16 protein-coding genes and 3 tRNA genes are annotated in these 12,923 nt (G+C 69.7%); 3 read left to right on the top strand and 16 right to left on the bottom strand.

Annotated features, from left to right (window positions below):
- The 4 genes from ACYVC6_RS09620 to rplJ all read right to left on the bottom strand — a co-directional run bounded on the left by ACYVC6_RS09620 (position 1) and on the right by rplJ (position 3,094).
- The gene (locus ACYVC6_RS09620) at positions 1-786 is read right to left on the bottom strand and encodes an MlaE family ABC transporter permease (protein WP_460713395.1); all 786 of its coding nucleotides are present in this window, start codon (positions 784-786) and stop codon (positions 1-3) included.
- 8 nt (positions 787-794) lie between these two features.
- Positions 795-1,748 (bottom strand): ABC transporter ATP-binding protein, encoded by a 954-nt coding sequence (locus tag ACYVC6_RS09615; RefSeq protein ID WP_460713394.1) that lies wholly within the window; start codon positions 1,746-1,748, stop codon positions 795-797.
- Positions 1,749-1,975: 227 nt separating this feature from the next.
- Positions 1,976-2,374, bottom strand: coding sequence for a 50S ribosomal protein L7/L12 (gene rplL / locus ACYVC6_RS09610; protein ID WP_460713392.1), 399 nt, complete (start codon positions 2,372-2,374; stop codon positions 1,976-1,978).
- Between the two features lie 60 nt (positions 2,375-2,434).
- A complete protein-coding gene (gene rplJ, locus ACYVC6_RS09605; protein ID WP_460713390.1) occupies positions 2,435-3,094 on the bottom strand; it encodes a 50S ribosomal protein L10 in 660 nt (219 codons plus the stop codon).
- A 387-nt stretch (positions 3,095-3,481) separates the two neighbouring features.
- Here rplJ and ACYVC6_RS09600 point away from each other — a divergent pair, with 387 nt between their 5' ends.
- Positions 3,482-4,759, top strand: coding sequence for a PLP-dependent aminotransferase family protein (locus tag ACYVC6_RS09600; RefSeq protein WP_460715324.1), 1,278 nt, complete (start codon positions 3,482-3,484; stop codon positions 4,757-4,759).
- A gap of 47 nt (positions 4,760-4,806) precedes the next feature.
- Here ACYVC6_RS09600 and rplA read toward each other — a convergent pair whose 3' ends face one another.
- The 5 genes from rplA to ACYVC6_RS09575 form a co-directional block, all read right to left on the bottom strand.
- Entirely contained in the window at positions 4,807-5,526 is a 720-nt protein-coding gene (gene rplA / locus ACYVC6_RS09595) for a 50S ribosomal protein L1 (RefSeq protein ID WP_460713388.1), read from the bottom strand.
- Between the two features lies 1 nt (position 5,527).
- A complete protein-coding gene (rplK, locus tag ACYVC6_RS09590; RefSeq protein WP_460713386.1) occupies positions 5,528-5,962 on the bottom strand; it encodes a 50S ribosomal protein L11 in 435 nt (144 codons plus the stop codon).
- Positions 5,963-6,046: 84 nt separating this feature from the next.
- On the bottom strand, positions 6,047-6,877 hold the full coding sequence (gene nusG / locus ACYVC6_RS09585) for a transcription termination/antitermination protein NusG (protein WP_460715323.1): 831 nt from the start codon (positions 6,875-6,877) through the stop codon (positions 6,047-6,049).
- 205 nt (positions 6,878-7,082) lie between these two features.
- Positions 7,083-7,343 carry a preprotein translocase subunit SecE gene (secE, locus tag ACYVC6_RS09580; protein WP_460713384.1) on the bottom strand — a complete coding sequence of 87 codons (261 nt, stop codon included), beginning with the start codon at positions 7,341-7,343 and terminating at the stop codon, positions 7,083-7,085.
- Positions 7,344-7,406: 63 nt separating this feature from the next.
- Positions 7,407-7,479, bottom strand: a tRNA-Trp gene (locus ACYVC6_RS09575).
- A gap of 100 nt (positions 7,480-7,579) precedes the next feature.
- Between ACYVC6_RS09575 and ACYVC6_RS09570 the strand changes: the two genes are divergently transcribed.
- Together ACYVC6_RS09570 and ACYVC6_RS09565 are read left to right on the top strand one after the other, a co-directional pair.
- The gene (locus tag ACYVC6_RS09570) at positions 7,580-8,632 is read left to right on the top strand and encodes an adenosine deaminase (RefSeq protein ID WP_460715322.1); all 1,053 of its coding nucleotides are present in this window, start codon (positions 7,580-7,582) and stop codon (positions 8,630-8,632) included.
- Between the two features lie 4 nt (positions 8,633-8,636).
- Positions 8,637-9,164, top strand: coding sequence for a hypothetical protein (locus tag ACYVC6_RS09565; RefSeq protein WP_460713382.1), 528 nt, complete (start codon positions 8,637-8,639; stop codon positions 9,162-9,164).
- Positions 9,165-9,179: 15 nt separating this feature from the next.
- Here ACYVC6_RS09565 and ACYVC6_RS09560 read toward each other — a convergent pair whose 3' ends face one another.
- The 7 genes from ACYVC6_RS09560 to ACYVC6_RS09530 form a co-directional block, all read right to left on the bottom strand.
- Entirely contained in the window at positions 9,180-10,223 is a 1,044-nt protein-coding gene (locus ACYVC6_RS09560) for a UDP-N-acetylmuramate dehydrogenase (RefSeq protein WP_460713380.1), read from the bottom strand.
- Positions 10,213-10,593, bottom strand: coding sequence for a MaoC/PaaZ C-terminal domain-containing protein (locus ACYVC6_RS09555; RefSeq protein ID WP_460713378.1), 381 nt, complete (start codon positions 10,591-10,593; stop codon positions 10,213-10,215). Before ACYVC6_RS09555 ends, ACYVC6_RS09560 begins: the two co-directional genes overlap by 11 nt.
- Positions 10,590-10,991, bottom strand: a complete 402-nt coding sequence (locus ACYVC6_RS09550) for an FAS1-like dehydratase domain-containing protein (RefSeq protein WP_460713376.1) — start codon at positions 10,989-10,991, stop codon at positions 10,590-10,592. Before ACYVC6_RS09550 ends, ACYVC6_RS09555 begins: the two co-directional genes overlap by 4 nt.
- Positions 10,992-11,017: 26 nt before the next feature.
- Complete coding sequence (rpmG, locus tag ACYVC6_RS09545) at positions 11,018-11,188, bottom strand: 50S ribosomal protein L33 (RefSeq protein ID WP_292677334.1); 171 nt, start codon at positions 11,186-11,188, stop codon at positions 11,018-11,020.
- Between the two features lie 42 nt (positions 11,189-11,230).
- Positions 11,231-11,307, bottom strand: a tRNA-Met gene (locus tag ACYVC6_RS09540).
- Positions 11,308-11,314: 7 nt separating this feature from the next.
- Positions 11,315-11,387, bottom strand: a tRNA-Thr gene (locus ACYVC6_RS09535).
- 50 nt (positions 11,388-11,437) lie between these two features.
- Entirely contained in the window at positions 11,438-12,841 is a 1,404-nt protein-coding gene (locus tag ACYVC6_RS09530; RefSeq protein WP_460713374.1) for an amidase, read from the bottom strand.
- Positions 12,842-12,923 lie beyond the last annotated feature (82 nt).

Genomic DNA, 12,923 nt, shown 5'->3' with positions numbered 1-12,923 from the left:
CTAACCCGTCTTCGGTGGAACGAGCTGGAAGTAGATGGCGCTCATCGTGAAGTTGACGACGAACAGGAGCAGGAACGTGATGACGACCGACTCGTTGACGGCGTCCCCGACGCCCTTCGGTCCACCCGCGGCGTTCATGCCCTTGTAGGAGGCGACGATGGCGGCCAGCAGCCCGAAGATCAGTGCCTTGAGCATGCCTTGCCACAGATCCGGCAGCTGGGCGAGCGCGGTGAAGCTCGCTAGATACGCCCCTGGCGTGCCGTCTTGGAGGACCACGTTGAACACGTAGCCGCCGGAGACGCCGACCACGCTCACCAGGCCGTTGAGGAAGAACGCCACCAGCATGCAGGCCAGCACCCGGGGAACGACCAGACGCTGGATCGGGTCGATGCCGAGCACCATCATCGCGTCGAGCTCTTCGCGGATCTTCCGGGCGCCGAGGTCGGCGGCGATCGCCGACCCCCCGGCCCCGGCGATCAGGAGCGCGGTCGCGATCGGGCCGGCCTCACGCACGACCGCGAGGACCGAGGCGGAGCCGGTGAAGGACTGGGCACCGAACTGCTTGATCAGGCCGCCGACCTGGAGGGCGATGACCGCACCGAACGGGATGGCGACCAGCGCGGTCGGGATGATGGTGACCGAGGCGATGAACCAGGCCTGCTGGATGAACTCGCGCGTCTGGAAGGGTCGCTTGAACAGGTTGCGCCCGACATCGAGACCGAAGGCGAACAGCTTCCCCGCGGTCCCGACCGGAGCGAGCACCCTCGTCGCAGTCGTGGAGGCCATCTGTCGACCTAGCCGCCCGTCGCCATGCTCATGGCCGGCTGGAACGAGCCAGGGGGCGGCGTGACGTTGTTTTCCTTGCACCACGTGCCCGGCTCGCGCTGGCTGCGACGGGGAATGCCGTTGGAGGGCTCGAGCTGCAGCGGGATCGGCGGCAGCGGCGGCATCTCCTCGTCCTTCTCCGCCTCGAGCTCGTCGGCGTCCTTCTCCTCCGACATGCCGATCGGCCCGACCTTCTGGGCGTTGAGGAACTGGCGGACGACGGGCTCCTCCGAGCTCAGCAGCATCTCGCGGGGACCGAACATCGCGAGGTGGCGGTGGTAGAGCAGACCGATGTTGTCCGGCACGGTGCGCGCGGTGTTGATGTCGTGGGTGACGATGAGGAACGTCGCGTCGATCTGGGCGTTGAGGTCGACGATCAGCTGGTTGAGGAACGCGGTCCGGACCGGGTCGAGGCCGGAGTCCGGCTCGTCGAAGAGCACGATCTCGGGGTCGAGCACGAGTGCTCGGGCAAGCCCGGCGCGCTTGCGCATGCCGCCGGAGATCTCGCCGGGGAGCTTGTCCTCGGCGCCGATGAGACCGACCAGGTCCATCTTCTCCATGACGATGTTGCGGATCTCGGTCTCGGACTTCTTGGTGTGCTCGCGCAGCGGGAAGGCGACGTTGTCGTAGAGGTTCATCGACCCGAACATCGCGCCGTCCTGGAACAGGACCCCGAACAGCTTGCGGATCTCGTAGAGCTCCTTCTCCGAGCAGCTCGCGATGTCGGTGCCCTCGATGACCACCGAGCCGTTGTCGGGCTTGAGCAGGCCGATCAGCGTCTTGAGCAGCACCGACTTGCCGGTGCCGGACGGGCCGAGCATGACCGAGACCTCCCCGGCGGGGACGGTCAGCGTCACGTCACCCCAGATCAGCTGCTTGCCAAAGGACTTGGTCAAGTGCTCGATCTTGATCTCTACGCCCATCGCGCTCTCCCTCTAGAAAACGAGCCTTGCTCTCCGTGGGTGGCCCGTTTGTGCGAGCGCGTGTTGCACGCGTCCCACTGACCAGTAACAACGTCGGTGCCGCAGCGAGGTTACGCGTCGGATGCGACCGGCGTCACGCGGGCCAACGCAGAACTCGCCGGGGACGAGCGTCTCTGCGAGTGAGACGCCGTCCCCGGCGAGCCGGTGGAACGGTGGTGCTGCGGGTGCTACTTGACGGTGACCGTGGCGCCGGCGCCCTCGAGGGCCTCCTTGGCCTTCGCGGCAGCGTCCTTGGTGACCTTCTCGACGACCGGCTTGGGCGCGGACTCGACCAGGTCCTTGGCCTCCTTGAGACCGAGGGAGGTCAGGGCACGCACCTCCTTGATGACGTTGATCTTCTTGTCACCGGCGGACTCGAGGATGACGTCGAACTCGTCCTGGTCAGCGGCCTCGTCGGCACCGCCGGCAGCGGCGGCGCCGCCCGCAGCGGGGGCGGCGGCCACGGCGACAGGGGCGGCCGCGGTGACGCCGAAGGTGTCCTCGAACTGCTTCACGAACTCGCTGAGCTCGATGAGGGTCATCTCCTTGAACACGTCGAGGAGTTCGTCAGTGCTGAGCTTGGCCATGGTGGCGCAACCTTTCAGATGTGACCGCCGGAGCGGCCGGGTTTACAGGGTGGTGGTCTTTCAGGCTTCGGTGCTGGCGTCCTCGGCCGTGGGGGCCTCGGTCGTCTCGGTGGTGTCTGGCTCGGTCGCCTCGGTCGCCTCGGGCGCCTCGGGCTCGGCCTCGACGGCCGGGGCCTCTCCGGCACCGCCGGCGAGGATCGAGGGGTCCTGCTCGGCCTTCGCCTGCAGCGCGCCCGCGAGGCGGGCGGCCTGGGCGAGCGGCGCGTTGAACAGGTAGACGGCCTGGCTGAGCGAGGCGAGCATGGCGCCCGCGAGCTTGGCCAGGAGCACCTCGCGCGACTCGAGCGAGGCGAGCTTGGTGATCTCGCTCGCGTCGAGCTGCTTGCCGTCGAGGATGCCGCCCTTGATCACCAGGGCCGGGTTGGTCTTGGCGAAGTCACGCAGCCCCTTGGCGGCCTCGACCACGTCGCCCTTGATGAAGGCGATCGCGGTGGGACCGGTCAGCAGCTCTTCGAAGCCGGAGATGCCGACCTCGGTGGCAGCCAGCTTGGCCAGGGTGTTCTTGACCACGGCGTAGTCGGCGTTCTCACCCAGGGAGCGGCGCAGGTCCTGCAGCTCCTTGACGGTGAGACCGCGATACTCGGTGAGCACGGCACCGGCGGAGTCGTTGAACGACTCGACGATCTCCGCGACGGCGGCTTGCTTGTCTGCCCGCGCCATCGGTCTCCTTCCACAAGTCTCGGCCCCGGTGGCCGGGTCCCCCGGAATGACGAACGCCCCGAGCGCAGGCTCAGGGCGTGACATCCGGCGAATCGGAAGGATTCAGCGGAGTGCTGCTCTGTCCCCTGCGCAGGCCGTCCGCTTCCGCGGAACCTTCGGTCTGGTGCACGCACCCGACCACCGGCGGTCTCTGGTTACGGGGTTCACCGTACGGCGCCGGGGACGTCCGGGCCAAATCTCCGAGCGCGCTCCGCGCGAGCTTGCGAGTGCGGAGCGGGAAGCGAGGAGGTTGAGGAGGCTCGACTCGGACCGAGCCTGCGAGGGACGAGTGAGCCGTCTCGAAACCGCGTGGCGCCGGCTGAGAGGATCGTTGTTGTGACCGTTCCGCTGACCACTCCCCTGGCCGACCTTTCCCCCGCCGACCTCGCCGCCTTCCTCACCGACCGCCAGGCGGCGTACGCCGAGCTGCAGGCCAAGGGGCTCAAGCTGGACCTGACCCGGGGCAAGCCCGCGAGCGAGCAGCTTGACCTGTCCAACGACCTGCTGCGGCTGCCGACCACGACCGTCGACCGGTCCGGGGCCGACGTGCGCAACTACGGTGGTCTCGAGGGGCTCACCGAGCTCCGCGAGATCTTCGCCGAGCTGCTGTGGGTCGAGCCGGAGCAGGTCCTGTGCGGCGGCAACTCGAGTCTGAGCGTGATGCACCAGGTGATCACGTTCCTGCTGCTCTGGGGCGGGCCCGGGTCCCAGCGACCGTGGAAGGACGAGCCGGTCGTGAAGTTCGTCTGCCCGGTCCCGGGCTACGACCGGCACTTCACGATGCTCGCGGACTTCGGCATCGAGATGCTGAGCGTGCCGATGCACCACGACGGCCCGGACCTCGGTGCCGTGCGCGCGCTCGTCGAGTCCGACCCTGCCGTCAAGGGCATGTGGATCGTGCCGACGCACGCCAACCCGACCGGCGCGGTGTGCTCGCAGGAGGTCGCCGCGGAGCTGATGGCGATGCCGTCGGCGGCACCCGACTTCCGGATCTTCTGGGACAACGCCTATGCGTTCCACCACCTCACCGAGGAGGAGGCCAAGAGCGCCGACGCGCTGAGCCTGGCCGCAGCCGCCGGGCACCCGGACCGGCCCATCGTGTTCGCGTCGACGTCCAAGATCACCTTCGCGGGCGCCGGTGTGTCGGTCCTGGCGCTCTCGGCGAACAACAAGGCTTGGTATCTCAAGCACCTGGCGATGGCCTCGATCGGGCCTGACAAGGTCAACCACCTGCGCCACGTCGAGTTCTTCAAGGACGCCGACGGGCTACGCGCCCACATGCGCAAGCACCGCGACATCATCGCCCCGAAGTTCCAGGCGGTGGACGCGGCGCTGACCGCGGAGCTCGCCGGGCTGGGCATCGCCGCGTGGTCCAAGCCGTCGGGCGGCTACTTCGTCAACCTCGACGTCCTGGACGGCACCGCGTCGCGCGTGGTCCAGCTGGCCAAGGAGGCCGGCATCGCGCTCACTCCGGCCGGCTCGGCCTTCCCGCACGGCAACGACCCCAACGACCGCAACATCCGGCTCGCCCCGACCTTCCCGTCGCTGGCCGACGTCGAGACCGCGATGGCCGGCGTGGCCACCTGCGTCTCGCTCGCGGCAGCCGAGCAGCTCACCGCTGGTTGAGGTGCGAGGCGCGAGGTTCGCTGCGCTCGCACCTCAACCAGCGATGATCAGGCGGACGCCTCGTCCTCGGACGCGACGTTCTTGGTGCGGTTGGGGTCGACCTGGACGCCGGGGCCCATGGTCGTGGAGACCGTGACCTTGCGGATGTAGCGGCCCTTGGAGCTGGCCGGCTTGAGCCGCAGCACCTCCTCGAGGGCGGCGGCGTAGTTCTCGGCCAGCTGGGCCTCGGAGAACGACGCCTTGCCGATGATGAAGTGCAGGTTGGCGTGCCGGTCGGTGCGGAACTCGATCTTGCCGCCCTTGATGTCCGCCACAGCCTTGGCCGGGTCGGGCGTCACGGTGCCGGTCTTGGGGTTCGGCATCAGGCCGCGGGGACCGAGCACGCGACCGAGACGGCCGACCTTGCCCATCATGTCCGGGGTCGCGACCACGGCGTCGAACTCGAGCCAGCCGCCGTTGACCTTCTCGATCAGCTCGTCGCCGCCGACGACGTCGGCGCCGGCCTCACGGGCGGCGTCGGCCTTCTCGGCGTTGGCGAAGACGAGCACCCGGGCGGTCTTGCCGGTGCCGTGCGGGAGGTTGACAGTGCCGCGGACCATCTGGTCGGCCTTGCGCGGGTCGACGCCGAGGCGCATCACCACGTCGACGGTCTCGTCGAACTTCTTCTTGGAGCCGCTCTTGGCGAGCTTGATCGCGGTCAGCGGGGCGTGGAGCTCGTCCTTGTCGAACATCTCGGCCGCCGCGCGGTAGGTCTTGCTGCGCTGCATGTCAGTTCCCCTCCGTGGTGACGCCCATGGAGCGGGCGGTGCCCTCGACGATCTTCATTGCCGCCTCGATGTCGTTGGCGTTGAGGTCGGGGAGCTTGGTCTGGGCGATCTCGCGGACCTGGTCCTTGGTCAGCTTGCCGACCTTCTCCTTGTGCGGGACGCCTGAGCCCTTCTGGAGCCCCGCGGCCTTCTTGATCAGCTCGGCGGCCGGCGGGGTCTTGGTGATGAACGTGAACGACCGGTCCTCGTAGATCGTGATCTCGACCGGGATGACGTTGCCGCGCATCGACTCCGTCTGGGCGTTGTAGGCCTTGCAGAAGTCCATGATGTTGACGCCGTGGGGACCGAGCGCGGTGCCGACGGGCGGGGCGGGCGACGCTGCGCCGGCCTGCAGCTGCACCTTGACCAGGGCAGCGATCTTCTTCTTGGGAGGCATTGCTCTTCTACTTTCTTCTCGTGGTCATCGCGGACGCCGACCTTCGACGCCCTGCCACAGGGGTGCTGCTTCGCTGGGCTCCGGTCAGACCTTCTGGATCTGGCTGAAGCTCAGCTCGACCGGGGTCTCCCGGCCGAAGATCTCGACGAGCGCCTTGACGCGCTGCGACTCGGGGTTGATCTCGGTGATCGTGGCGTGCAGCGTGGCGAACGGGCCGTCGACCACCATGACGGAGTCCTGCACCTCGAAGTCGGCGACCTCGACGGGCTTCTTGGCGGTGGTGGCACCGCCCTTGGACGTGCCGGCGGCGACCGCCTCGGCCTCGGCGCGGGCCACCACGGCGGGGGCCAGCATGCTCTCGACCTCGTCCATGCTCAGCGGCACCGGCTGGTGGCTGTGGCCGACGAACCCGGTGACCGACGGGGTGTGGCGGACCGCGGCCCACGACTCGTCGGTGAGGTCCATGCGCACCAGGACGTAGCCGGGCAGGACGGTCCGCTTGACCATCTTGCGCTGGCCGTTCTTGATCTCGGCGACCTCCTCGGTGGGGACCACGATCTCGTGGATGTAGTCCTCCATGTTCAAGGAGATGATCCGGTTCTCGAGGTTGGACTTCACCCGGTTCTCCATGCCGGAGTAGGTGTGCACCACGAACCAGTCGCCAGGCTTGGCCCACAGCTCGGCGCGGAACGCCTCGAGGGGGTCGGCCGGGCCGGGCTCGTCGTCGTCGGAGCCACTCAGGTCGTCCAGGTCGTCGGCAGCGGCCTCGGCTGCGTCGTCGGCTGCGTCGTCGGCTGCGTCGTCGGCCGCGTCGTCGGCAGCCTCGACCTCGTCGGCCGCAGCATCGTCCGCGTCGTCCGCGTCGTCCGCGTCGCCGACGAACAGCTCGTCCTCGGCCGGCTGGTCCTCGACCACGTCCTCGAGGACGGACTCGACGAGCGCGTCCTCGGCGACACCCTCGGCGGAGGGGTCGGCTGCGTCGTCGGCTGCGTCGTCGGCTGCCTCGTCGGCTGCCTCGTCGATGGCGTCGACCTCGACCGGGCCGTCCTGCTCGTACTGCTCAGACACGCGTTTGCTCCATTGTTTGTTGCTCGGGGGGCGGGCCGCTTCGGCCCGGTGGTCACTCCGACGAACGGCCGGTGAAGACCTCGAAGGCCAGCTTGCCGAACCCGAGGTCCAGCCCGGACACGATCGCCATCATCACGAGGACGAAGACCATGACCACCGTGAAGTAGGTGACCAGCTGCTCCTGCGTCGGCCAGACGACCTTGCGCAGCTCGGCGACGATCTGCCGGTAGAAGGTGGGGATGCTGGTGCGGCCCTCGGGACCCTTGTCACGACTGTTGTCGCGTGGCCCACGGACGGCCTTGCTGTCCGTCACGCCTCTCACCTTCGTTCGCCTGGTTGTCGTTGATCTGTTGTCTTGATCTGCTCGATCGATCTGCAGGGCACGAGGGACTTGAACCCCCAACCTTCGGTTTTGGAGACCGATGCTCTGCCAGTTGAGCTAGTGCCCTTCGACGGTTCCCGACCCAGTGGCCGTGACGTGAGTCAGCGACCTCCGGGCATGGCAAAGCATGTGGGAATCCACCGAAGAGGCAGTCTACGCATGTGACCGTGGGCCCTCCAAAAGCACCAACCGCAGTTGCCAACGAGCGACACAGGGACCTGCGTTCCCTGCCGAAGGCCCATCTCCACCTTCACTTCACGGGCTCGATGCGGCACGAGACGCTGCTCGAGCTCGCCGCTCGCGACGGCATCGCGCTCCCGGACTCGCTGGTGTCCGAGTGGCCCCCGCGGCTCAGCGCGGCGGACGAGAAGGGGTGGTTCCGCTTCCAGCGCCTCTACGACGTCGCCCGCTCCGTGCTGCGCACCCCCGACGACGTACGCCGCCTGGTGCGCGAGGCCGCCGAGGACGACGCCCGCGACGGCGGGGGGTGGCTGGAGATCCAGGTGGACCCGAGCGGCTACGCCGCCCGGTTCGGCGGCGTCACGGCGTTCACCGACCTGGTCCTCGACTGCGTGCGGGACGCGTCGACGGCGACCGGCGTCGGGGTGGCGGTGGTCATCGCGGCCAACCGCACCCGGCACCCGCTGGACGCGCGAACCCTGGCCCGGCTGGCCGCGCAGTACGCCGGGCGCGGGGTCGTCGGCTTCGGCCTGTCCAACGACGAGCGCCGCGGCAGCACCCACGACTTCGCGCCGGCGTTCCGGATCGCGGAGCGGGCCGGGCTGGTGCTGGTGCCGCATGGCGGCGAGCTCCGGGGTCCGGAGCACGTGCGGGTCTGCCTCGACGACCTGCATGCGCACCGGCTCGGGCACGGCGTCCGCACCGCCGAGGACCCGGATCTGCTGGCCCGGGTCGTCGACGCCGGCATCCCGCTGGAGGTGTGTCCGGTCTCCAACGTCGCCCTCGGCGTCTACAGCGACCTGTCGTCGGTGCCGCTGCCGACGTTGCTGGAAGCGGGAGCGACGGTGGCCCTGGGCGCGGACGACCCGCTGCTCTTCGGGTCCCGGCTGGCGGCGCAGTACGCCACCATGCGGGCCGCGCACGACCTGAGCGATGCCCAGCTGGCCGAGCTGGCCCGGATGTCCGTGCGAGCCTCGACCGCACCGGATGACGTGCGGAGTCGCCTGCTGTCCGGGATCGAGGACTGGCTGACAGGATGAAAACGTGACCGGCGGCCACGGCGACGAGCCCGAGGAAACGATGCCGTTCACGCACCGGAGCTACGGCACCGGCGAGCCGGACAACCCGTTCACGTCGCCCTCCGGCGCGGCCAGCCAGCCCTCCGGTCCGGGCTACGTGCCGCCTCCCGCACCACCGCCGCCGATGACAGGTCCGCCCGGCACCGCCTGGGGAGCGGGCTGGACCCCGGCGTACGGTCCCCCGCTCGTCGGCGGCCAGGACCACAAGGGCGCGCAGAACGCGATGGTCCTCGGCATCGTCGCCCTGGTCTGCCTGGGGCTCTCGTTGTTCTGCTGCGTGACCATCCCAGGGGTGTTCCTCGCCCCCTTCGCCTGGGTCGTGGGCGCCCGGGCGAAACGGGAGATCGACGCCTCGCCCGGCGTCTACCGCAACCGTGGGGCGGCGCAGGCCGGCGTCGTGATGGGCGTCGTCGGCAGTGTCTTCGGTCTGCTGGTCCTCGCCGGCTTCGTCGGGATCGCCGTGCTGATCGGCAGCGGCTGGTCCCTCGTCTGAACTGGGTCGCGACGCTCAGAGGGTGCAGCCGACGAGCACGGGCTCGTTGACCAACCGGACGCCGTACGCCGCCTCGACGCCGTCGCGCACCTCGCGGGCCAGCGCGAGCAGCTCCTCGGTCGTGGCGCCGCCCCTGTTGGTGAGGGCCAGGACGTGCTTGCCGGACAGAGCGACCCGGCCTGAGCCTCGACCGGCGCCGTGGCCCTTGGCGAAGCCGGCGTGCTCGATCAGCCAGGCGGCGCTGGTCTTGACCCGGCCGTCCGCCTGCGGCCAGGAGGGTGCGCCCTCCGGGACCTCGGCAGCGGCGAGGACCGGGTTGGTGAAGAACGAGCCGGCGCTCCAGGTGTCGTGGTCGGCCGGGTCCAGCACCATGCCCTTGCCGCGGCGCAGCTCGAGGACCGCCTCGCGGACCACGCCGAGTGGTGGGCGTCCGCCCTCCTCGACGCCGAGGGTGCGGGCGAGCTCGGCGTAGCGGACCGGCGTCCCGAGCGTCCCCACGGCGAGCTGGAACGTGACGTCGAGGACGACGTGCCGCTCGGGGTCCGCCTTGAAGCGCGAGGTCCGGTAGCCGAAGCCGCAGTCGGCGTTGGCGAAGGTGCGCACGCCCCGCAGCTGCCGGTCCCACACCCGGACGTTCGCGATGGTCTGCGACACCTCCTGGCCGTAGGCCCCGACGTTCTGGATCGGCGTGGCGCCCACCCGCCCCGGAATGCCGGAGAGCGCCTCGATGCCGACCCAGCCCCGGTCCACGGCCTGCGCGACGAGGTCGTCCCAGCTCTCGCCTGCCGCGACCCTGACCAGAACTCCACCGCAGGACGGGTCGGCGGTGGACTCGATGTCCGGCACCACGCCACGGGTGGCGACCTCGACCACTCGGCCGGCGAAACCGTCGTCGGCGACCACCAGGTTGCTGCCGCCGCCCACGACCAGCACCGGCTCGGCCGTGTCCAACGCTGCGACCAGCTCAGCCTCGGTCGTCGCGGTGACCCACTCGCGCGCCGGGCCGCCGAGTCGCAGGGTGGTGTGGTCGGCGAGCCGCTGCGTCGTTTCAGTGGGCACGGATGACTGCTTTGGGCATGCCGAGCACCTTCTGCCCCTCGCAGGTGACGGTGAGCGCGACCGTGGTGAGCCCGTCGACCGGCCCCTTGGCCTCCCCCGCGACCTCGACGTCCACGCCGCCCTCGGCCGGGACGACGACCGGGTTGGTGAACTTGCAGCCGAGACTGACGACCTCTGCGTCCGGGAACCACTCGGTGACCGCCCGTGCCGCCAGCGCCATCGTGTACATCCCGTGCGCGATCACCCCGGGCAGCCCGACGCTCCGGGCGACCTCGTCGTCCTGGTGGATGGGGTTGTGGTCGCCGCTCGCGGCGGCGTAGCGCACCAGGTCGGCGCGGGTGATCGTGAAGACCTTGCTGTCGAGGGTCATGCGTCCGGGCCCCGATGGACCAGGGTCGCGCTGGTCGAGCAGACCAGCACACCGGAGGAGTCAGTGACCTCGCTGGTCGTCCCGATGATGTCGTTGCCCGCGATCTGGCGCAGGCTCGCGACGGTCAGGGTCGCCGTCAGCACGTCACCGGCCACGATCGGCCGCTCGTAGGAAAACTTCTGCTCGCCGTGCACGATCCGGAACAGGTCGATCGCCTCGGCCTGGAGGAACGCGTTCATCGCGTCGAAGGCCAGCACGATCGGGTAGGTCGGCGGGGCGTGCCCGCCGTCGTACGTCACGCCCACGGCGTCGGCGAAGTCGCGGAGCCGGTCCTCGGTCACCTCGTGGGCGGCCGTGGGCGGGAACGTCCGGCCGACGAGGGACTGGTCGACGGGCATCTCCCGAGGCTAGCGCCGGGGCAGGGTCAGCGGGTCTCGCGGTGCGGCTGGTGCTTGCGGCAGCGCGGGCAGAACTTGGCCAGCTCCATCCGGTCAGGGTCGTTGCGGCGGTTCTTCTTGGTGATGTAGTTGCGCTCCTTGCACTCCACACACGCGAGCGTGATCTTGGGGCGGACGTCGGAGCTCTTGCTGGCCACGGGGAATCCTTAGGTTGCGGGCGAAACGGTGGAGCCGGGAACTGGTAGCGGGGGCGGGACTCGAACCCGCGACACCACGATTATGAGCCGTGTGCTCTAACCACCTGAGCTACCCCGCCACGGGAGAGCCCCTTTACGGAATCGAACCGTAGACCTTCTCCTTACCATGGAGACGCTCTGCCGACTGAGCTAAAGGGGCAACAGCGGAGAACGATACATGCGGCTCCGGGCGGGGGTGAAATCGGTTGATCACGCCTGGATGGAGGCGAACGGACTCGCCTCCTCGAGCTCGTAGGCCAGCTCGATCAGCCGTCCCTCACGGCCCGCGCCGGCGCTGAACATCATCCCCTGCGGCAGGCCTGCTGCGGTGGTGGCGAGCGGGAGCGAGATCGCGGGCTGACCGGTGACGTTCTGGTAGGGCGTGATCGACATCCACTGCAAGAGCCGGTCGAGGGTGACCTCGAAGTCCTGCATCGGGTCGAGGTGGCCGATGACCGGGGTCTCGCTGGCCAGCGTGGGCGACAGGTGCACGTCGTAGGTGGAGAAGAACCGCTCCGCAGAGCGGCGGGCGGCCCGCAGCCGGGCGATCGCCAGTGGCACCTTGGGCAGGCGCCGCAGCGCGTGGGAGGCCAGGCCGAAGGTGAACTGGTCGTGGTTGTCCAGCAGCCAGCTCGGCCCGTGCAGACGGCGGCCGTTGCGGGTCAGGAACACCGCCAGCGTGGCCCAGTAGAGGAGGAAGTCCTCCTGGAAGCTCGGCGCGACGGGGAGGGACGCCTCCTCGACGTGGTGGCCGAGAGACTCCAGCAGTGCGGCCGTCTTCATGGTCAGCTCGGTGACCTCCGGCGAGGCGTCCCGGTCCAGCGCGCTGGTCTGCACGGCGATCCGCAGCCGGGCCTTGGTAGGCCGGGTCAGGTCGCCGATAGGTGGCAGCTTGAGGTGGCGGTAGATCCGCTCGGCCTCACGCATGAACGCCGCCGTGTCGCGGACACTGCGGGTGACCACCCCGTCGGCGACGATCTGCACCGGCTGTTCCCGGGCCAGCTTGTCGGTCGGGATCCGGCCGCGGGTGGGCTTGAGGCCGACCAGCCCGTTGACGGAGGCCGGGATCCGGATCGAGCCGCCGCCGTCGTTGGCGTGCGCGATCGGGACGACGCCCGCCGCGACCAGCGCCGCCGAACCTGCCGACGAGGCTCCGGCGGTGCGAGTGGTGTCCCACGGGCAGTGCACCGGGCCGAGGCGAGGGTGCTCGCACGTGGGCAGGAAGCCGTATTCGGAGAGCCGGCTCTTGCCGAGCGGGATCGCGCCGGCGGCGAGGTACATCCGGGCGAAGTCTCCGTCGGCGGTGTCCGGTGGCGGGTCCCAGGCGTCCGTGCCGTGTCGGGTGGGCATGCCCTCGAGGAGCGAGTTGTCCTTGATCCAGGTGGGTACGCCGGCGAAGAAGCCGGGCCGGGGGTCCTTCGCCTCGGCGCGCGCCCGGTCGTAGCCTCGGTGCGCGATCGCGTTGAGCTGCGGCTCGACCTTCTCGGCCCGGGCGATGGCCGCCTCCACCACCTCGGCGACGGAGACCTCGCCGGCGTGCAGCGCCCCCACGAGCCCGACGGCGTCGTGGGACCCCAGCGCGTCGTCGTCGAAAGCATGAACCCGATTCGTCACCCGAGGAACCTAGTGCGCGGCGAGCAATCGCTGCGAGCGAGGGAGCGAAGCGACCGACGCGAGCGATGGCGAGGGGAGCGAG

The sequence above is a fragment of the Nocardioides dilutus genome, assembly GCF_054779555.1.
This window is presented reverse-complemented; position numbering and strand designations above follow the sequence as displayed.

Excerpts from the sequence above, each read along its gene's own strand:
- ACYVC6_RS09620 (WP_460713395.1), bottom strand. The coding sequence starts at position 786 with ATGGCCTCCACGACTGCGACGAGGGTGCTCGCTCCGGTCGGGACCGCG.
- ACYVC6_RS09615 (WP_460713394.1), bottom strand. The coding sequence starts at position 1,748 with ATGGGCGTAGAGATCAAGATCGAGCACTTGACCAAGTCCTTTGGCAAG.
- rplL (WP_460713392.1), bottom strand. The coding sequence starts at position 2,374 with ATGGCCAAGCTCAGCACTGACGAACTCCTCGACGTGTTCAAGGAGATG.
- rplJ (WP_460713390.1), bottom strand. The coding sequence starts at position 3,094 with ATGGCGCGGGCAGACAAGCAAGCCGCCGTCGCGGAGATCGTCGAGTCG.
- rplA (WP_460713388.1), bottom strand. The coding sequence starts at position 5,526 with ATGCAGCGCAGCAAGACCTACCGCGCGGCGGCCGAGATGTTCGACAAG.
- rplK (WP_460713386.1), bottom strand. The coding sequence starts at position 5,962 with ATGCCTCCCAAGAAGAAGATCGCTGCCCTGGTCAAGGTGCAGCTGCAG.
- ACYVC6_RS09555 (WP_460713378.1), bottom strand. The coding sequence starts at position 10,593 with ATGACCCTCGACAGCAAGGTCTTCACGATCACCCGCGCCGACCTGGTG.
- ACYVC6_RS09550 (WP_460713376.1), bottom strand. The coding sequence starts at position 10,991 with ATGCCCGTCGACCAGTCCCTCGTCGGCCGGACGTTCCCGCCCACGGCC.